We start from the raw sequence: 18344 nt of genomic DNA on the forward strand, positions 1-18344 counted from the left end.
AAATTTGTGGCCGATTCAATCGATTAAGTGCGTATTGTCGGCATTATAGGTGGGACTGGTAGGCCTGCCGTACCATATTCACGAAGGCCTCCACGTGGAGGGCAAGCGGACCGCGTCTGACGACCAGCACGCTATCTGACCAGGCATCGGCGCTTTCGAGCGGCACACCTGTGATGCCCCTTGTGGAGCGCACGGTGCTTTCCGGCAGAATGGAAATTCCCGCGCCAGCTTCCACGAGGGCAAGGATGGTGTTGACGTTAGCGATGCGCATGCCGATTTCCGGCTCACAGCCTGCATCCTCGAAAAGGGAAAGCGCGCTGCTGCTGAGCCCCAGGCCGATCTCGTCCACCGGTAGCAGCAGTTTTTCCTGCACGATATCGCCAACCGAAACTCTGGGGCGGGAGGCGAGCGGATGGCGCTCCGGCAGGGCGACGCACAGTTTGGAGCGGTCGAAGGGCATGGCCCGCAAGCTCTGCGGCAATTGGGGCAGGGGTGCGCGAATGAAAGCGACGTCTGTCTTGCGCGTCGCCACCTGCTCGATCAATTGTTCCATCGTCATGCCGGGCAGGAGTTCAAGCGTCACCTCCCTGTGGTCGTTGCCATAGCGGGTGATCAGCGCCGGCAATTTTCGTTCCGCCATTACGCTGGTGCCGAAGCCGATGCGCAGCGTGCCGAGCTGGCCGCGCCTGATCTGGTGTGCCTTTTCCAGCGCGCCCTTGGTGCGGGCAAGAATTTCCTCCGCATCTAGCAGCATCGACTGCCCAGCCGGCGTAAGTTCCACACCGCGGTTGACACGGAGGAAAAGCTTGAAGCCCAGATTCTCTTCCAGTTGCCGGATACGCTGCGTTACGGCCGGTTGGGCGATGCCCAGCTGCAAAGCGGCCGCGCGGAAATTTTTGGCCCTTGCGGCTTCCACAAAAATGGCGAGTTGGCGAATATCCATCGGCGGAGAGGTCTTTGTGTTGTAGGTGTTGATATGGTATAAGCGCAGCTTATCAAAAATGCCCGTCTTGCGCATTGTCATCTTGTCGCAGGCGACGTTATACCGCACCGAGGTTTCGGTCGCCCAGTGCCCGCATGCGGGCCTCTGCGATACGAACTTGGGAGGATTTGTTCGAGCACATTGTCCGCCGTCCATTGGGGCCGGCGATAAACTGCAGTGAATGGGTCAACATGACAGTCACCACGGAAGTCTCCCCCACCATTGTTCCCCATTTCGTCTCGTCGCCTTCAGCGCATCTTCGCTCAGCCGTAAGTGCGGCGGACTGTCTGGCCTGGGCCGGGCATTGAAAGATCATCGGGCGTCAGCCTTCGCGGCGGCTCTCTTAACCGGATATTTAATTTCATGAGTAAACCAGCAACCTCAACGTCGCTTGCAGCCAGATTATGGCTCTTCGTGCTCGGCGCCGTCATTGTCGCTGCGGGACTGTTCTTCGCCATTGGCGGCGGGCAGCTCGCAAAACTCGGCGGCAGCCTCTATTTCGTCTTGGCGGGTATCGCGCTGATCGTCTCCGGCTTGCTTATTCTCCTGCGCAAGCCCGCCGGCGCGCTACTCTTCGGCCTTGTCTTCATCGTTAGCGGTGTTTGGGCAGTGTGGGAAGCCGGACTGCACTTCTGGCCGCTCATCTCCCGCCTGCTGGCGTTGGGCGTGGGCGCCACGGTGGTTACGCTCTCCTATCCGCTGCTGCGGCGCGCGGCTGGCAAGACGCCTGCTTACGGCGCGTCCTTTGCCCTTGCTGGCGTTCTGGCCATTGCGTCCGCTGCCGGTTTTGCCGGCATGTTCGTGCCGCATCCGACCGTCGCCTTCAAGGGTGAGGTTGCTGCACTGACGCCGGTAACGCCGGAAAAAGAGCAGAAGAACTGGGAACATTACGGCAATACGGCGGGCGGCAGCCGCTTTGTTGCGCTTGACGAAATCAACCGCGATAACGTCAAGAACCTTGAGGTGGCATGGACCTATCGGACCGGCGACATCCCGATCAGCCCCGGCGCGAACGGTGCGGAAGATCAGGAAACGCCGCTTCAGGTCGACGATACCGTGTTTGTGTGCACACCGCACAACAATGTCATCGCGCTCGACGCCGATACCGGCGCGCAGAAGTGGAAGACCGAAATCAACGCCAAATCCACCGTCTGGATGCGTTGCCGTGGTCTTGCCTATTTCGATGCCAAGGCGCCGCTGAAGCAGCCGACCGCTCCGGGCGCAACGCCTGTCACCCCGGCGATCGTAGCCGACGGGGCGCTTTGCCAGCGCCGCATCCTCATGAACACCATCAACGCGGAACTCATCGCGCTCGACGCCGACACCGGCGCGTTTTGCCCGGATTTCGGCACCAACGGCCGCGTCGATCTGAAGATCGGTCTTGGTGATGCGCCGGACCCGCAATATGTGCTGACATCGGCCCCCACACTGGCCGGCACCACCGTCGTGGTCGGCGGGCGTATCGCTGACAACGTACAGGTGGATATGCCTGGCGGCGTGATGCGCGGTTTCGACGTGGTGACGGGTGAGCTTCGCTGGGCTTTCGATCCCGGCAACCCTGAAATCACCAAACTGCCGCCCGAGGGCCAGACCTATACCCGTTCCACGCCGAACGTCTGGGCATCCATGTCCTACGATCCGGAGCTGAACACGGTCTTCATGCCGGTGGGCAGCCCCTCGGTCGATCTTTATGGCGCGACGCGCACACCGCTCGATCATAAATACGGCGCTTCCATGCTGGCGCTCGATGCCACGACCGGCCGCGAAAAGTGGGTCTACCAGACGGTTCATAACGACCTATGGGACTTCGACGTGCCGATGCAGCCGAGCTTCATCGATTTCCCGAAGGCTGACGGAACGACCGTTCCGGCTCTGGTCTTCGGCACCAAGGCCGGTCAGATCTATGTGCTGGACCGTGCGACTGGCCAGCCGCTGACCAAGGTGGAAGACGTTCCGGTCAAGGCCGGCAACATTCCGAACGAGCCATATGCACCAACGCAGCCGCGTTCGGTGGGCATGCCGCAAATCGGCGCGCAGACGCTGACGGAAGCCGATATGTGGGGTGCCACCCCTTTCGATCAGCTTTTGTGCCGTATCGCTTTCAAGGGCATGCGTTATGAAGGCCTCTATACGGCGCCGGGCACGGACCTCTCCCTCGCCTTCCCGGGCTCGCTCGGCGGCATGAACTGGGGCGGCATCTCGACTGACCCGACGACCAACACAATCTTCATCAACGATATGCGCCTCGGCCTGTGGATTGAGATGAAGGAAGCTGCTCCCACCAAGGCAACGGCAAGCGGCGGCGAAAGCGTCAATACCGGCATGGGCGTCGTTCCCATGAAGGGCACGCCCTATGCGGTGAACAAGAACCGTTTCCTGTCTGCTCTCGGCATTCCCTGCCAGGCTCCGCCCTATGGCTCGATGACTGCGATTGACATGAAGACGCAGCAGATCAAGTGGCAGGTTCCTGTCGGCACTGTTGAGGATACCGGTCCGCTTGGCATCAAGATGGGTCTGCCGATCCCGATCGGCATGCCCACGCTCGGCGGAACGCTTGCCACCCAGGGCGGTCTCGTCTTCATCGCCGGCACACAGGATTATTATCTGCGCGCCTTCGATACGGCGACCGGCAAGGAAGTCTGGAAGGCCCGCCTTCCTGTCGGCAGCCAGGGCGGCCCGATGAGCTACAAGTCTCCGAAAACAGGCAAGCAATATGTCGTCATCTCGGCCGGCGGTGCACGTCAGTCTCCTGACCGTGGCGACTACGTGATCGCTTACGCGCTGCCGAACTGATCCTGACAGGACATCGCTCTGAAAACGGAAACCCGGGCCATTCGCCCGGGTTTTTCTTTGCGGCCTGTCAAAGCGACTGATCGCCCTTTGCGCGGAACCTCACCCTGTGCGTTGCGTTAGCAAAACGGGTCCGACATTCACCAAGCTTTCACAAGGCGAACTTATGAACTTGCGCTTATCCGCCCGTGAACCGATGATGGCAGCATTGGTAAATATGTATATTGTCCGGCCAGCCAGAAGTTTTTTAAAGTTGGAAAGGTTTTTATTGTGACGGAACAATCTCGAAAGATCACGCCGGTTCTTCTTGCTGGTGGGGCGGGATCACGGCTTTGGCCGGTATCACGCGATCAGTTGCCCAAGCAATTCCAGCCGCTGGTCGGCAATCTTTCGACCTATCAGCAGACACTCACGCGCGTGGCCGACAAGGCGCTTTATGCCGAGCCGCTGGTGATCACCAACGAGGATTTCCGCTTCTTCGCACGCCGCCAGGCTGAGGAGATCGATCTTCCGGCGACGGTGGTTCTCGAACCCGCCCGCCGCGACAGTGCCGCCGCCATGGCCGCTGCCGCCGTGCTGGCCGAGCGCCGGGAGCCGGGATGCCTGGTGCTGGCGCTCGCCGCCGACCATGTGGTGCTGGATGCCGACAAATTTTCAGAGTCCGTGAGGCTTGGCGCCAAGGCCGCCGATCAGGGCAATATCGTCGTTTTCGGTCTGGTGCCAACCGAGCCGCGCACCTCTTACGGCTACATCAAGCCTGGTGAAGCAATTGATGGTGAGGCTGACCTGAGCATCGTCGAGGCATTCGTGGAAAAACCGGATGTGAAGACGGCAATCTCCTATCTGGAGAAGGGTTATCTCTGGAATTCCGGCAACTTCCTGTTCCGTTCCGACGTGATGATTGCCGAACTCAAGGCATTCGCGCCGGAAATTCTTGCGGCAGTAACGCAGTCGGTCGAACAATATGAAAGCGACCTTGGCTTCGTGCGCCTGCATCAGGCGAGCTTCGAAGCCTCGCCGAAAAACTCCATCGACTATGCGGTGATCGAGAAGACCAAGCGCATGGCGGTGGTGCACGGCCATTTCCGCTGGTCGGATATTGGCAGCTGGGACGCGATCTGGGAAATCGCCGACAAGCACGGCAACGACAATGCGCTCGAGGGCGACGGCGTCTTCATCGATTCCGAGGGCTGCCTGATCCATTCCACGCAATTGCTGACGACCGTGGTGGGGGCAAAGGATCTGGTGGTGGTGGCCACCAAGGATGCGGTTCTGGTGGTGCCAAAAAACCGGGTGCAGGACGTGAAGGGCTTGGTGGAGACACTGAAGGATGGCGAACACGCGCCGCGGACGCAAGCGCACAGGCGAGTGTATCGTCCATGGGGTTACATCGAACATATGTATGTGGACGAGCGCTACCGCGTGGGCCACATCACGGTTGATCCTGGCCACCGCATCTCGTTCCAGAAACACTATCACCGCTCGGAGCACTGGATCATCGTCAAGGGCACGGCAACCGTAACGATTGGCGACGAAACCCGGCTGCTGACGGAAAACCAGTCCGTCTATATCCCGATTGGCCAACCGCACCGGCTTGCCAATGAGGGGCAGATTCCGCTTGAGTTGGTCGAAATCCAGACCGGCGCCTATCTTGGCGAAGACGACGTCATCCGCATCGAGGATGATTATAAGAGGCATTAGGGCTGCTGCCCGCACCGAAGCGGCATTTTATCCCGGCCGGCGAGGCCGGGATTATAAATCCCTGACTTATCTGTCGGCTCCACGGATCAGGCGACAGTTGCATTCACGCAGTGGGCGAAAGCGTGGGAAAGCATCGCTGCTTCCAGCCCGCGACGCCAGAACAGCCACCCGAACATCAGGCCGGGGATAAAATTGCCGAGCATGACACTGACAATCAGCAATGGTTGCGGATGAACGGTAATGGCAAACAGAAAGGGCAGGTGGCCCACGGCAAAAAGGGCCGCTGCGATGACAATGGCAGTCCACAGCATGACCGGCTGGACTTGCCCCTTGCCCACTACTCGCCAGAGCGCCCATGCGAATAATGCCATCAAGCCCCATCGGGTCAGCAGCTCCTCCGTTATGCCGCCATAGAGAAGCCGGGTGACAAGTGGGACTTCAAACGCCGCCATTTTTTCCATGGTTGCCGTATCGGTGAAGGCAGGCAGGATCACAGACGAATAAGCGATCATCAACAGGCCGACGAGAAGACCCGTCAGCAAAGCTGAAGGGGCTTGCCTGCGCAAGACTGGCCCGAACCCGGTTCCTTTCAGCCAGGCATCGATCAGCGGAGTGCCGAGCCCGAGTTTGCCGGCGAGCGCTTGACCCGTCGCCACCGCACCAATGATCAGGACTGCCGGCTGGACGAGCATCACAACCCGTATCGTGAAGGAAAGATCCTGTCCCGACGCCAGTCGTTCAAACGGTGCGAGCAAAAGCGATAACACGCCCGCCAGACCGATCATCAAAAGAATGTGCCAACGTTTCACGATCGCTCACCTTATGTTCGCCCGTCCATGCGGGCTTGGCACTCTGTGCGCAGGAACCGACGCCAAAGTCGGAAGACGATGAAGATACTACGTTGCCTGCAGATTACCGGTGCGCAGTCTTTGTCGTGCCATTCGGCATCCTTCCAATTTCCCAATCTTCTTTCTCAACAAAATCTAGCCGTTCGGCACGTTTGTAGCTGCTCGACACAGCGCGGCGAGCTGCGGCGAGATTCATTTTTTAGGCGGTTGCCTAATCAAAAATCTTCGCTTACGTTCCAACTGCAACGTTTCAGTGAGGGAGGAGACTCATGCGAATGCGCTTTATTTCTGCGGCCTTTTTGGCCAGTGTTATGATTCCGGCGGGTGTCGCTGGGGCTACCGATCTTGAAGTTACCCATTGGTGGACATCGGGCGGTGAAGCCGCTGCCGTTGCCGAACTTGCCAAGGCTTTTGATGCCACCGGCAACAAGTGGGTGGACGGCGCTATTGCCGGTTCGGGCGGCACCGCCCGTCCGATCATGATCAGCCGTATCACCGGCGGCGACCCGATGGGTGCCACCCAGTTCAACCATGGCAGACAGGCGGAAGAGCTGGTGCAGGCTGGCCTGATGCGCGACCTGACCGACGTTGCCGAAAAGGGCAAGTGGAAAGACGTCATAAAGCCGGCAAGCCTGCTCGACAGCTGCACCATCGACGGCAAGATCTATTGCGCGCCGGTCAACATCCATTCCTGGCAATGGCTGTGGCTTTCCAACGAAGCGTTCAAGAAAGCGGGCGTCGAAGTTCCCAAGAACTGGACTGAATTTGCTGCCGCAGCACCGGCACTGAAAAAAGCCGGTATCCAGCCGCTCGCGCTCGGCGGTCAGGCATGGCAGGCCAACGGTCTGTTTGACACACTGACACTTTCGATCGGCGGCAAGGATCTTTATCAGAAGGTCTATGGCGACAAGGATGCCGAAGCAGCTGCCGGTCCCGACATGGCCAAGATTTTTGCGGCCGCCGTCGAGGCCCGCGACATGGCCAAGGGCACCAATGTTCAGGACTGGAACCAGGCCACCAACATGGTCATAACAGGCAAGGCTGGCGGCCAGATCATGGGCGACTGGGCGCAGGGCGAGTTCCAGCTTGCCAACCAGAAGGCGGGTACGGACTACACTTGCCTGCCGGGTCTCGGCCTTAATGACTATCTCACCACCGGCGGCGACGCCTTTTATTTCCCGCTGCTGAAGGATGAAGCAAAATCCAAGGCGCAGGACGTTCTGGCCGCAACCATCGTCGATCCTAAAACGCAGGTGGCTTTCAACCTTAAGAAGGGCTCGCTGCCGATCCGTGGCGACGTCGACCTCAATGCGGCCAATGACTGCATGAAGAAGGGTCTGGAAATTCTGGCCAAGGGCAATGCGCTGACCAGCACAGACCAGCTGATTTCTGCTGATACGCAGAAGCAGAAAGAAGACCTGATGGCAGAGTTTTTTGCCAGCGCGATGACTGCAGAAGATGCACAGAAGCGCTTCGCCGGCATCATCGGTTCCGCTGACTAACCGCAACCTCTTGTGCGGCGGGTGGCATCCATCCGCCGCAAGCTCCCTGCGGGATGCGTAAACGCGCAAGCCCGGAGGATTGGGGCAAGGTCTTTGAGACCTTGCCTGGCTATCAACGGCAACGTTACAGGAGGGTCATCCATGGCGGGTCTAGCGCGCTCCGGCCGCCCCAACCAGCTTTTCCGCAATCTCAATTCGAAGATTGCTTCCATTCCCATGATATTGACCGCCGTCGTGATTTTTCTCGGCGGAACGGTCTGGACGGTGATTTATTCATTCACCAATTCCAAGCTTCTGCCACGTGCAAGCTTCATCGGTTTCGACCAGTATGAGCGGTTGTGGGCCGCGCCGCGCTGGATCATTTCCATCCAGAATCTGGCGATCTACGGCATTCTGTCGCTGATCTTCAGTCTGGTGATCGGCTTCGTGCTGGCGGCGCTGATGGATCAGAAGATCCGTTTCGAGAACACCTTCCGCACCATCTTCCTTTATCCCTTTGCTCTGTCGTTCATCGTAACCGGCCTTGTCTGGCAATGGCTGTTGAACCCGGAATTCGGCATTCAGTCGGTGGTCCGCTCGATGGGGTGGGAAAGCTTCACCTTCGACCCGCTTTATAATTCCGAGATCGTTATCTACGGCATCCTGATCGCGGCGCTCTGGCAGGGCACGGGGCTCGTCATGTGCCTGATGCTGGCCGGTCTTCGCGGCATAGACGAGGATATCTGGAAGGCGACGCGCGTCGACGGCATTCCGATGTGGAAGACCTATATCCTCATCATTATTCCCATGATGCGGCCGGTCTTCATCACCACGCTTGTCATTATCGCGAGCGGCATCGTCAAGGTGTACGATCTGGTGGTGGCGCAGACCAGTGGCGGACCGGGCATCGCATCCGAAGTGCCGGCGAAATATGTCTATGACTACATGTTCCAGGCGCAGAACCTGGGGCAGGGCTTTGCCGCCTCGACCATGATGCTTCTGACCGTCGCCATTATCGTCATTCCATGGGCGTACCTCGAATTCGGAGGCAAGAAGCGTGGCTAATATCAGCACATTGAACACGGTCGCCGCCGCAACCGATGCGGTTGCCACGGACCTTTCCGGTCCCCGCGGCAAGAAGCCGAAAAAAACGTTTTCCCGCCGCAACATCATTCTCTATGGCACGCTGTTTGTCGCTGCCGCCTATTACCTGCTTCCGCTTTACGTGATGGTCGTCACCTCTCTGAAGGGCATGCCGGAAATACGGCTCGGCAACATTTTCGCGCCACCGGTGGAAATCACCTTCGAACCCTGGGTGAAAGCCTGGGCGAATGCCTGCACCGGGCTGAACTGCGACGGGCTTTCACGCGGCTTCTGGAACTCGGTACGCATCCTCATACCGTCGGTCGTGATCTCGATCATCGTGGCTTCCGTCAGCGGTTACGCCATCGCGAACTGGAAGTTCAAGGGTTCGGAACTGTTCTTCTCGATCCTCATCATCGGCGCCTTCATCCCCTATCAGGTAATGATCTACCCGATCGTCATCGTGCTGCGCGAATTGGGCATTTATGGCACGCTGACCGGCCTCGTGATCGTGCACACGATTTTCGGTATGCCGATCCTGACGCTGCTCTTCCGCAACTATTTTGCGTCGCTGCCGGAGGAATTGTTCAAGGCGGCACGTATTGATGGCGCCAATTTCTGGCAGATCTATTTTCGCATCATGCTGCCCATGTCGCTGCCGATCTTCGTCGTGGCGATGATCCTGCAGGTCACCGGCATCTGGAACGACTTCCTGTTCGGTGTCGTGTTCACGCGGCCGGAATATTACCCGATGACGGTGCAGCTCAATAATATCGTCAACTCCGTGCAGGGCGTGAAGGAATACAACGTCAACATGGCTGCAACCCTTCTCACCGGGGCCGTGCCGTTGATCGTTTATTTCGTCTCCGGCAGGCTTTTCGTCCGTGGCATCGCCGCAGGCGCAGTAAAAGGTTGAGTTATATGAACAAAAGCGTTTCCATTCGCGATCTTTCCCTGTCCTTCGGTGCCGTTACCGTCCTGAAAGACCTCAATCTCGATATTTACGACGGCGAGTTCCTCGTGCTGCTCGGCTCTTCCGGCTGCGGCAAGTCGACACTTCTCAATTGCATTGCGGGCCTTCTGGAGCCAACTGACGGGCAAATCTTCATCAAGGACCGCAACGTTACCTGGGAGGAGCCGAAGGATCGTGGCATCGGCATGGTGTTCCAGTCCTATGCGCTTTATCCGCAGATGACGGTGGAGAAGAACCTCTCCTTCGGCCTTCAGGTCGCCAAGGTTCCGAAAGAGGAAATCGACCGGCGCGTCAAAAGGGCGGCGGGCATATTGCAGATCGAACCACTCCTGAAGCGCAAGCCCGCCGAGCTTTCCGGCGGCCAGCGCCAGCGCGTGGCGATCGGCCGGGCGCTGGTGCGCGATGTGGATGTGTTCCTGTTCGATGAACCGCTTTCCAACCTCGATGCCAAGCTGCGCTCGGAACTGCGCGTCGAGATCAAACGGCTGCACCAGGCGCTGAAAAACACCATGATCTACGTGACACACGATCAGATCGAGGCGCTGACACTGGCTGATCGTATCGCCATCATGAAAAGCGGCGTCATCCAGCAGCTTGCCGATCCCGTCACCATCTACAACAAGCCAAGGAACCTCTTCGTCGCGGGCTTCATCGGTTCGCCCTCGATGAATTTCCTGCGTGGCGAATTGATCGAGAAGGACGGCAAGGTGGTCTTCACCACCAACGGCGTCACCTTCTCACTGGATGGTTATCAGCCGGAGGCGCCGCTTGTCGCCGGTCGTGCCGTGGTTCTCGGTGTGCGTCCCGAACATGTGCGCGTCGATGCCGACATCGTCAGCGGCGAGGTGCATGAGGCGATCGTTGACATCGAGGAGCCGATGGGCGCCGACAATCTGATCTGGCTCAAACATGCCGGTCATACCTTGTCCGTGCGCGTTGGCGGCCACAGGCGGTTTGCGCCGGGCACCCGGGTTCGCCTCGGCCTAGACCTCACCATGGCCTCGCTGTTCGACGCACAGAGCGAAGAGCGGCTTTAGGAAGGGCCCCGTTTTACCCCCAACACCATCCCAAGCACCCACATCTCTATGGAGGAGATAATGACAGAACTCGGTTTCCAGCTTTACAGCGCCCGCAATTTCCAGCCGTTTTCCAATATTTTGAAGAAGCTTTCGGCGGCTGGTTACAAACAGGTCGAAGGTTACGGCGCCATGTACGCCTCGCTTGATGACGCTGGGTTGAACAGCCTGCGCTCCGAACTCGATGCCAATGGTCTTGCCATGCCGACCGGCCATTTCGGCCTCGACCTTCTCGAGGGTGATCCGAAAAAGGCTCTGAACATCGCCAAGGTTCTGGGCGTGGAAGCGATTTATTGCCCTTACCTGATGCCCGACCAGCGCCCGGCGGACGCGGCTGGTTGGTTCGCCTTCGGCAAGCGCCTGCAGGAAGTGGGTAAACCATTCGTGGATGCCGGGCTGACCTTCGGTTGGCACAACCACGATTTCGAGTTCAAGGTGCTCCCGGACGGCTCCACCCCGCAGGCGCAGATTTTTGCCGGCGGACCGGACCTGAAATGGGAAGCGGATATTGCCTGGATTATCAGAGGCAATGCCGATCCGCTCGCCTGGATCGAAAGCTACGGCAAGCGCATCACCGCCGTGCACGTGAAGGACATCGCGCCATCAGGCGAAAATACGGATGAGGACGGCTGGGCGGATGTCGGCCACGGCACGGTGGACTGGAAGGCCCTCGTGGCAGCACTGAGGGCAAAATCCGCCACGAAACATTTCGTGGTCGAACACGACAATCCCAAGGATATCGATCGGCTGATCACGCGCTCCATCGCATCCTTCAAAACCTATTGAGCATCAATCCGGAGTTTCATCATGCAAAGGGAACTGGGCGTCGGCATCATCGGGTGCGGCAACATCTCGTCTGCTTACTTTTCGCTGGCACCGCTCTTCAAGGGCATCAAGGTGCTGGCCTGCGCCGACCTTAACCGCAATGCGGCGGAACTGAGGGCAGAAGAATTTGGTGTCACGGCGCAGTCGATCGAGGAACTCCTCGCCAACAAGGACATCGACGTGGTGGTGAACCTCACCATTCCCGCCGCGCATTTTCCCGTGTCGAAAGCGGCACTCGAGGCGGGTAAACACGTCTATTCGGAAAAGCCGCTGGTGCTTTCGCTGGAGGAAGGCGAGGAGTTGCGGCGCATCGCCCGCGAGAAGAACCTTTCCGTTGGCTGCGCGCCTGATACTTTCCTTGGCGGCGCGCATCAGCTTGCCCGGCAATATATCGACGAGGGCAAGGTCGGTCGCATCACCTCCGGCACCTGCCATGTGATGAGCCCCGGCATGGAGATGTGGCACCCCAATCCGGGCTTCTTCTTTCTGAAGGGGGGCGGGCCAATCCTCGATCTTGGCCCCTATTATGTGGCGAACCTCATCAACCTCATCGGCCCGGTCAAGCGCGTTGGCGCACTGACATCAATGGCCAACCCCACCCGAACGGTGACCAGCCAGCCGCTGAACGGCGAGATCATCCCGGTAGAAACGCCTACCAACATCCATGCGCTTCTGGAATTCGTGAACGGAGCAACGGTCACACTTTCGGCCAGCTGGGATGTGTGGTCGCATCGCCACGCCAATATGGAACTTTACGGAACGGAAGGATCGATATACGTGCCGGACCCCAACTTCTTCGGCGGTGTGGTGGAGGCGAGCGGACGCGACAAAAATATCCAGCCGCTGGAAGACTGGGCGCATCCCTTCGGCATTGCCAACCAGGAAAGCCCGAATGGCCCGCGCGCCAACTATCGCACGGCAGGCCTGGCCGATATGGCGATTGCTATCCTTGAAGGCCGCGATGCCCGCTGCTCGCTGGATCGCTCCCTGCACGGTATCGACGTGATGACCTCCATCCTCAAATCCGGGGAAGAAGGCCGCTTCATCGAGATGACCACAACCTGCACGCAGCCGGCAGCACTCGGCATCGAGGAGGCGCAGGCGCTGCTGCGCTGAGCCCGGTCTATCGAAAAAAAGAGCCCGGCGCACTGCCGCTTTGCCGGGCTCCTTCCGCTCCGCCGCATCATGGCGAGCTTCGTGTCTCAAAAACCGATGAAAAAACCAAGCCATCGTGCGACGGTCGTGACCATCCAGATCAGGAAAACGAACGGGGCGATCCCTATCGTGGCGACGAGCGTCGCGGAGGCCACGAAAAGTAAGACTGCAAGATTGCGCCTGAGCCCTGGGCGCCTGTTGCCGAGTGCCTTATCCATGACGCACGGTGGCCATCAGCCCACGAACGGTAAGGGTGACATAAAGCGTGCCTGCCAACGCCATCAAAATGCCGGAGCCGATGGAGCTGAGATCGCTTAGCGAAAAGAGGAACATATAACCGGACGTCATCGGCAACACCCTTCAAGAACTGCAACGTTCAATCCGTTCTAGATCAAGCCGGTTTCCCGCTTATGTCGCGATTGTTTCGTCTTGTTGCTGCGGCGGGGCAATTTCGTGGATTGCGCGGAATTTCCGCTATTTCCGCAAAGCCCTTCACAATCGCTTCGCTTTGGTTTAAAGCCGCCCCCGTAATCCGGTCGCAGCCCACCCGGTCAAAACAAGGGATCCCAACGTATGAAAACCATCGTCATCTGCTCCGGCGGATTGGACTCCGTTTCGCTTGCGCACAAAATCGCGGCGGAACATGAACTTCTCGCTCTTGTCTCCTTCGATTACGGCCAGCGCCACAAGAAGGAGCTGGATTTCGCAGCCGACTGCGCAAAACGTCTCGGCGTGCCGCATCATGTCATCGACATCACAACCATCGGCGCGCACCTCACCGGTTCCGCGCTGACGGACGATATCGAAGTGCCGGACGGACATTATGCGGAAGAGACCATGCGCTCCACGGTGGTGCCGAACCGCAACGCCATCATGCTGACCATCGCCTTCGGCCTTGCCGCCGCCCAGCAGGCGGATGCGGTGGCGATCGCCGTGCATGGCGGCGACCATTTCATCTATCCCGATTGCCGGCCGGGCTTCATCGACAGCTTTAATGCCATGCAGGCGCATGCCCTGGAAGGCTACGCAGACGTCACCTTGTTTGCGCCCTATGTCACCGTCTCCAAAGCGGCGATTGTGACTGACGCGGTCAAATACGGGACCCCATTTGGCGAAACCTGGTCCTGTTACAAGGGCGGCTCTCGCCATTGTGGCCGTTGCGGCACCTGCGTGGAGCGGCGCGAGGCCTTCCATCTGGCAGGTGTTACCGATCCGACGGACTATGAGGACCCGGATTTCTGGGTGGCGGCCACCCATGCCTATGCGGCACAGGAGGTGCGTTGATGTTTCGCATCACCAAGGAGTTCCATTTCTCCGCCTCTCACCAACTGAAAAGCCTGCCCGCCGACCATCAGTGCGCCCGCCTGCACGGGCATAATTACATCGTTGAGGTCGAACTATCAGGCGAAGAGCTGAACGAGCACGGTTTCGTGCGTGATTACCACGAACTCGCGCCGCTGAAGCGCTACATCGACGATCATTTCGATCATCGCCACCTGAACGACGTTCTCGGCCATGACCGGGTCACCGCGGAATGTCTGGCGAAGCACTTTTACGATTGGTGCAAGACGAGCCTGCCGGAAACCAGCGCCGTGCGAGTGAGCGAAACCGCCAAGACCTGGGCGGAATACCGGCCATGACGGCGGCTGCACAGAAAGTTGCAGCGAAGGAAACAGCGATCCGCATCAGCGAAATCTTCGGCCCGACCATTCAGGGCGAGGGTTTGCTGATTGGTCTGCCTACCGTTTTCGTTCGCACTGGCGGCTGCGATTACCGCTGCTCCTGGTGCGATACGCTGCATGCCGTCGACAGCGAGTATCGCGACACATGGAAACCGATGTCCGTCGAGGCGATCTGGCAGGAGGTGCGACGGCTTTCCGGCGGTGTGCCGCTGACGGTGTCGCTTTCGGGCGGCAATCCCGCCATCCAGCCCCTTGGGCAACTAATCGCGAAGGGACAGGGCGAGGGCTATAGGTTCGCGCTGGAAACGCAGGGCAGCATCGCAAAAGACTGGTTTGGCGATCTCGATCATCTGGTGCTGAGCCCGAAGCCACCATCGAGCGGCATGGAAACCGACTGGCAGGCCTTTGAAGACTGTCTTGCCGCCGCCGGCGATGGACCGCAGGTGGCGCTGAAGATCGTGGTGTTTGACGATGCGGACTATTCTTATGCCAAGGCTGCATCGGCCCGTTTCCCGCATTTGCCGATTTACCTCCAGCCCGGGAACCACACCCCGCCGCCGCCGGATGACGACGACGCGCGTGTGGATATCGATGGGATCATGGATCGCATGTTGTGGCTGGTGGACAAGGTCAGCGAAGACCGTTGGTTTTCCGCCCGGGTGCTGCCGCAGTTGCATGTGCTCTTGTGGGGGAATAGGCGAGGCGTTTGAGGTAGTACCTCCGTCATGCAGCGCTAGATTCGGGGTGACGGGAGATAATAGTACACGCTGCAGTATTGGAAGCGGCGGCTTACGCCGCCGCGCCCTTGCAATTCAAGCAGAGACGGCCAGCTCCCGCCGTTCGCGGTCGGCGATGATCGAGAGATCAAGCACCTTCTGCAAATTCGCCGCGTGGCGGAAGTCCGGATCAGCAATGCCACCTTCCATGACGGCCTTGGCGAATTTTTCGTAATTCGTCGGCACCGGGTCGACATCGATTGTCTTCCAGATCGCCTTTTCCACATCGTCGCCGATGCAGGCTCGCAGGCTGGAATAGTCAGGCGTGTGAATCACCTCCAGCGCACCCTTGTCGCCGTGAATGCGCAGGCGCAGTTCGTTGAGATGGCCCGTTGCCCAGCGGCTGGCGTGAATGACGCCCATGGCGCCGTTTTCCAACTCGGCGGTCATGGTGAAACTGTCATTGGCGTCGAGATCGTAGGCGCCGATCTTGTTGCCTTCATATTTGTCGAAGGTCTTCAGGCGCGTGAAGATGCGCTCCACATCGCTGCCCGCGCCATAGGAGGCGAAGTCGAGAATGTGGATGCCGACATCACCCAGAACACCGTTTGAGCCGTGCTTGGTGGAAAGCCGCCACAGCCACTTGCTCTCCGTCATCCAGTCGCCCCAGGCCTTGGAAACGAGCCAGCTCTGGAGATAGGAGGCTTCCAGATGGCGCACCTTGCCGATCTTGCCAGCCAGCACCATTTCGCGTGCCGCCTGCAAGGGGGCGACATTGCGATAGGTGAGGTTGACCATGGCAACAAGGCCCGCTTTTTCTGCGGCATCGGCCATTTCGGCGGCCTTGGCGTAGTTTTCCGCCAGCGGCTTTTCGCAGAAAACATGTTTGCCCGCCGCCAGAAGCTTAAGGCTGGTTGGGTGGTGGATGGCATCCGGCGTGACGTTTGCCGCCGCGTCGAACTCGCCCCAGGCAATCGCGTCATCCAGCGAGGTAAAGGAGAGTGGAATGTTGTGGCGAAGCGCAAAGCCCCGCACAACCACATCATCCACATCCACCGCAGCCACCAGTTCGACGCCGGGGATTTGCGAGAAATATGTGGCATGGTTGTTGGCCATGCCGCCGGTTCCGAGAATGAGAAGTCTCATGGCTGTTTACCTGTAACCTGCTTCGCCTGCCTTGTGCAGCTTGGGGCCGCGTTCTTCGATAGGCTCCAGCGCCTTGTCGACGGGAACGTTGGGGGCGTCATGAATGCTTTTCAGTGCGCCGACCGGATTATAGGCCCATTTCACCGAATTGCTGATGACCTTCTGTACATTGGCGTCGTGATAGGTCGGATAAGTTTCGTGACCGGGGCGGAAATAGAAGATGTTGCCTGCGCCACGGCGCCAGGTGAGGCCAGAACGGAAGACTTCGCCGCCCTGGAACCAGGAGATGAACACGGTTTCCAGCGGCTCCGGCACGGAGAACTGCTCGCCATACATCTCTTCGTTTTCCAGCTCGAAATGCTCGGGCAGGCCGGCTGCAATCGGGTGACGCGGATTGATCGTCCACAGGCGTTCGCGTTCGCCCGCCTCACGCCATTTAAGCGCGCAGGGCGTACCCATCAGTCGCTTGAAAGGCTTGGAGAAGTGGCCGGAATGGAGGACGATGAGGCCCATGCCTTCCCAGACACGCTTGGCAACGCGCTCGACGATCTCATCCTGAACCGCACCGTGGTCCTTGTGGCCCCACCAGACCAGAACGTCGGTCTTGTCCAGACGCTCCTGCGAAAGGCCGTGTTCCGGTTCCTGAAGCGTGGCGGTGGTGGCGCTGATCTCAGGGTTGGTATTCAGCGCATCGGCAATGGTGTTGTGCATACCATCAGGGTAGATCGAACGCACCGTCTCGTTGATGTGTTCGTGGATATTTTCGCCCCATACAACGGTGTTGATGGTCATTTTCTTGCTCCTTGGTGAAAGCCGGAAGCTAGGGTGATCCGGCGAAAGTTAACTGTTCAGGCGGCGCCGCGCACGGGATTGCGCGCAAGGGCCTGGCCCTGCGCGTCGAAGCGGTGGATCTGCGCCGCATCCGGCACGAGAACGATTTTTTCTCCCGGCTTGCGGTCGGTCACGCCTTCCTCACGAACGACGATGGGTTCGCCAGCACCAATCTCGACATAGATGTAGCTGTCCGATCCCAGCATTTCCGAATGGATGATTTCGCCGTTCCAGCCGGTCTCACCGGCACCGATCGCAAGGTGTTCGGGGCGGATGCCGATGGTCGCGGCACCTTCGACTTCCGCATATTTGCCGGCAAGGAAGTTCATCTTCGGCGAGCCGATGAAGCCGGCAACGAAGGTGTTGACCGGGCTTTCGTAAAGCTCGAGCGGCGTGCCGATCTGTTCGACGCGGCCATCGCGCAGAACGCAGATGCGGTCTGCAAGCGTCATGGCTTCCACCTGGTCGTGGGTGACGTAGATCATCGTCGTGTCATGCATCTCCCGGTGCAGCTTGGCGATTTCGAGACGGGTTGCGACGCGAAGCGCCGCATCGAGGTTGGAGAGCGGTTCGTCGAACAGGAACACCTTCGGATCACGCACGATGGCACGGCCGATGGCGACACGCTGGCGCTGGCCGCCGGAAAGCTGCTTCGGCAGACGTTCCAGATAGGGCGTGAGCTGCAGCATTTCCGCTGCCGCCTCTACACGCTTGCGGCGCTGCTCCTTGTCGGCGCCTGATAGTTTCATCCCGAATGCCATGTTTTCGAATACGGTCATATGCGGATAAAGCGCATAGGACTGGAAGACCATGGCGACGCCACGCTTGGCGGGTGGCAGGCGGTTGACGGCCTCTCCGTCAAAGGAGAGCGTGCCGCCAGTGATTTCCTCGAGCCCGCAGATGAGGCGTAGCAGCGTGGACTTGCCGCAACCGGAAGGGCCGACGAAAACCATGAACTCGCCGGAGCGGATGTCCATGTCGATGCCCTTGATGACATCGAAGGCGCCGAAGGATTTGCGAAGATTGCGCAGTTGAATGGTGGTCATAAGTTTTCT

The 18344-nt window shown here is 59.1% G+C and carries 17 protein-coding genes; 11 read left to right on the top strand and 6 right to left on the bottom strand.

The genetic code is table 11. The features are described from left to right. Positions 1-43 precede the first annotated feature (43 nt). The gene (locus ACQZ5Y_RS08515; RefSeq protein WP_025595631.1) at positions 44-1018 is read right to left on the bottom strand and encodes a LysR family transcriptional regulator; all 975 of its coding nucleotides are present in this window, start codon (positions 1016-1018) and stop codon (positions 44-46) included. 327 nt (positions 1019-1345) lie between these two features. Between ACQZ5Y_RS08515 and ACQZ5Y_RS08520 the strand changes: the two genes are divergently transcribed. Beyond that, positions 1346-3775, top strand: coding sequence for a glucose/quinate/shikimate family membrane-bound PQQ-dependent dehydrogenase (locus ACQZ5Y_RS08520; protein ID WP_174050519.1), 2430 nt, complete (start codon positions 1346-1348; stop codon positions 3773-3775). A 267-nt stretch (positions 3776-4042) separates the two neighbouring features. Further along, on the top strand, positions 4043-5473 hold the full coding sequence (locus ACQZ5Y_RS08525) for a mannose-1-phosphate guanylyltransferase/mannose-6-phosphate isomerase (RefSeq protein WP_025595636.1): 1431 nt from the start codon (positions 4043-4045) through the stop codon (positions 5471-5473). Positions 5474-5559: 86 nt separating this feature from the next. Here the strand turns inward: ACQZ5Y_RS08525 and ACQZ5Y_RS08530 are convergent, their stop codons facing one another. Continuing rightward, a complete protein-coding gene (locus ACQZ5Y_RS08530; RefSeq protein WP_236762992.1) occupies positions 5560-6258 on the bottom strand; it encodes a CPBP family intramembrane glutamic endopeptidase in 699 nt (232 codons plus the stop codon). Positions 6259-6590: 332 nt separating this feature from the next. On the opposite strand from ACQZ5Y_RS08530, the gene ACQZ5Y_RS08535 reads away from it, so the two are divergent. The 6 genes from ACQZ5Y_RS08535 (at position 6591) to ACQZ5Y_RS08560 (ending at position 12875) form a co-directional block, all read left to right on the top strand. Further along, the gene (locus ACQZ5Y_RS08535) at positions 6591-7823 is read left to right on the top strand and encodes an ABC transporter substrate-binding protein (protein WP_026330684.1); all 1233 of its coding nucleotides are present in this window, start codon (positions 6591-6593) and stop codon (positions 7821-7823) included. A gap of 141 nt (positions 7824-7964) precedes the next feature. After that, entirely contained in the window at positions 7965-8867 is a 903-nt protein-coding gene (locus tag ACQZ5Y_RS08540) for a carbohydrate ABC transporter permease (protein WP_003510951.1), read from the top strand. Then, entirely contained in the window at positions 8860-9801 is a 942-nt protein-coding gene (locus ACQZ5Y_RS08545) for a carbohydrate ABC transporter permease (protein ID WP_003510950.1), read from the top strand. The genes ACQZ5Y_RS08540 and ACQZ5Y_RS08545 overlap by 8 nt, the downstream gene beginning before the upstream one ends. 5 nt (positions 9802-9806) lie before the next feature. Further along, positions 9807-10895, top strand: coding sequence for an ABC transporter ATP-binding protein (locus ACQZ5Y_RS08550; protein ID WP_003510949.1), 1089 nt, complete (start codon positions 9807-9809; stop codon positions 10893-10895). Between the two features lie 60 nt (positions 10896-10955). Further along, positions 10956-11720, top strand: a complete 765-nt coding sequence (locus ACQZ5Y_RS08555) for a sugar phosphate isomerase/epimerase family protein (protein WP_174050516.1) — start codon at positions 10956-10958, stop codon at positions 11718-11720. Positions 11721-11741: 21 nt separating this feature from the next. After that, the gene (locus tag ACQZ5Y_RS08560) at positions 11742-12875 is read left to right on the top strand and encodes a Gfo/Idh/MocA family protein (protein WP_174050514.1); all 1134 of its coding nucleotides are present in this window, start codon (positions 11742-11744) and stop codon (positions 12873-12875) included. 249 nt (positions 12876-13124) lie between these two features. Here the strand turns inward: ACQZ5Y_RS08560 and ACQZ5Y_RS08565 are convergent, their stop codons facing one another. Continuing rightward, on the bottom strand, positions 13125-13262 hold the full coding sequence (locus ACQZ5Y_RS08565; RefSeq protein ID WP_162995256.1) for a hypothetical protein: 138 nt from the start codon (positions 13260-13262) through the stop codon (positions 13125-13127). Positions 13263-13487: 225 nt separating this feature from the next. On the opposite strand from ACQZ5Y_RS08565, the gene queC reads away from it, so the two are divergent. From queC to queE, 3 genes are read left to right on the top strand one after another with little or no spacing between them, the layout of a single operon-like run. Beyond that, positions 13488-14198, top strand: a complete 711-nt coding sequence (queC, locus tag ACQZ5Y_RS08570; protein WP_035199463.1) for a 7-cyano-7-deazaguanine synthase QueC — start codon at positions 13488-13490, stop codon at positions 14196-14198. Further along, positions 14198-14554, top strand: coding sequence for a 6-carboxytetrahydropterin synthase QueD (gene queD, locus ACQZ5Y_RS08575; RefSeq protein ID WP_003510937.1), 357 nt, complete (start codon positions 14198-14200; stop codon positions 14552-14554). The genes queC and queD overlap by 1 nt, the downstream gene beginning before the upstream one ends. After that, entirely contained in the window at positions 14551-15306 is a 756-nt protein-coding gene (queE, locus tag ACQZ5Y_RS08580) for a 7-carboxy-7-deazaguanine synthase QueE (protein ID WP_174050512.1), read from the top strand. The genes queD and queE overlap by 4 nt, the downstream gene beginning before the upstream one ends. Before the next feature lie 102 nt (positions 15307-15408). Here the strand turns inward: queE and ACQZ5Y_RS08585 are convergent, their stop codons facing one another. The 3 genes from ACQZ5Y_RS08585 to ACQZ5Y_RS08595 are packed head-to-tail and all read right to left on the bottom strand — an operon-like array spanning position 15409 to position 18335. Next, complete coding sequence (locus ACQZ5Y_RS08585; protein WP_003510934.1) at positions 15409-16458, bottom strand: Gfo/Idh/MocA family protein; 1050 nt, start codon at positions 16456-16458, stop codon at positions 15409-15411. A 6-nt stretch (positions 16459-16464) separates the two neighbouring features. After that, on the bottom strand, positions 16465-17250 hold the full coding sequence (locus tag ACQZ5Y_RS08590) for a ThuA domain-containing protein (protein WP_003510932.1): 786 nt from the start codon (positions 17248-17250) through the stop codon (positions 16465-16467). Positions 17251-17306: 56 nt separating this feature from the next. Continuing rightward, on the bottom strand, positions 17307-18335 hold the full coding sequence (locus tag ACQZ5Y_RS08595) for an ABC transporter ATP-binding protein (protein ID WP_013761592.1): 1029 nt from the start codon (positions 18333-18335) through the stop codon (positions 17307-17309). Between the last annotated feature and the right edge of the window lie 9 nt (positions 18336-18344).

It is taken from the genome of Agrobacterium sp. A3-95 (assembly GCF_053521785.1).

Excerpts from the sequence above, each read along its gene's own strand:
- queD (WP_003510937.1), top strand. The coding sequence starts at position 14,198 with ATGTTTCGCATCACCAAGGAGTTCCATTTCTCCGCCTCTCACCAACTG.
- ACQZ5Y_RS08565 (WP_162995256.1), bottom strand. The coding sequence starts at position 13,262 with ATGACGTCCGGTTATATGTTCCTCTTTTCGCTAAGCGATCTCAGCTCC.
- ACQZ5Y_RS08550 (WP_003510949.1), top strand. The coding sequence starts at position 9,807 with ATGAACAAAAGCGTTTCCATTCGCGATCTTTCCCTGTCCTTCGGTGCC.
- ACQZ5Y_RS08590 (WP_003510932.1), bottom strand. The coding sequence starts at position 17,250 with ATGACCATCAACACCGTTGTATGGGGCGAAAATATCCACGAACACATC.
- ACQZ5Y_RS08530 (WP_236762992.1), bottom strand. The coding sequence starts at position 6,258 with ATGATCGGTCTGGCGGGCGTGTTATCGCTTTTGCTCGCACCGTTTGAA.
- ACQZ5Y_RS08585 (WP_003510934.1), bottom strand. The coding sequence starts at position 16,458 with ATGAGACTTCTCATTCTCGGAACCGGCGGCATGGCCAACAACCATGCC.
- ACQZ5Y_RS08540 (WP_003510951.1), top strand. The coding sequence starts at position 7,965 with ATGGCGGGTCTAGCGCGCTCCGGCCGCCCCAACCAGCTTTTCCGCAAT.
- ACQZ5Y_RS08555 (WP_174050516.1), top strand. The coding sequence starts at position 10,956 with ATGACAGAACTCGGTTTCCAGCTTTACAGCGCCCGCAATTTCCAGCCG.
- ACQZ5Y_RS08515 (WP_025595631.1), bottom strand. The coding sequence starts at position 1,018 with ATGCGCAAGACGGGCATTTTTGATAAGCTGCGCTTATACCATATCAAC.
- ACQZ5Y_RS08520 (WP_174050519.1), top strand. The coding sequence starts at position 1,346 with ATGAGTAAACCAGCAACCTCAACGTCGCTTGCAGCCAGATTATGGCTC.
- ACQZ5Y_RS08535 (WP_026330684.1), top strand. The coding sequence starts at position 6,591 with ATGCGAATGCGCTTTATTTCTGCGGCCTTTTTGGCCAGTGTTATGATT.
- queC (WP_035199463.1), top strand. The coding sequence starts at position 13,488 with ATGAAAACCATCGTCATCTGCTCCGGCGGATTGGACTCCGTTTCGCTT.
- ACQZ5Y_RS08560 (WP_174050514.1), top strand. The coding sequence starts at position 11,742 with ATGCAAAGGGAACTGGGCGTCGGCATCATCGGGTGCGGCAACATCTCG.
- ACQZ5Y_RS08595 (WP_013761592.1), bottom strand. The coding sequence starts at position 18,335 with ATGACCACCATTCAACTGCGCAATCTTCGCAAATCCTTCGGCGCCTTC.
- queE (WP_174050512.1), top strand. The coding sequence starts at position 14,551 with ATGACGGCGGCTGCACAGAAAGTTGCAGCGAAGGAAACAGCGATCCGC.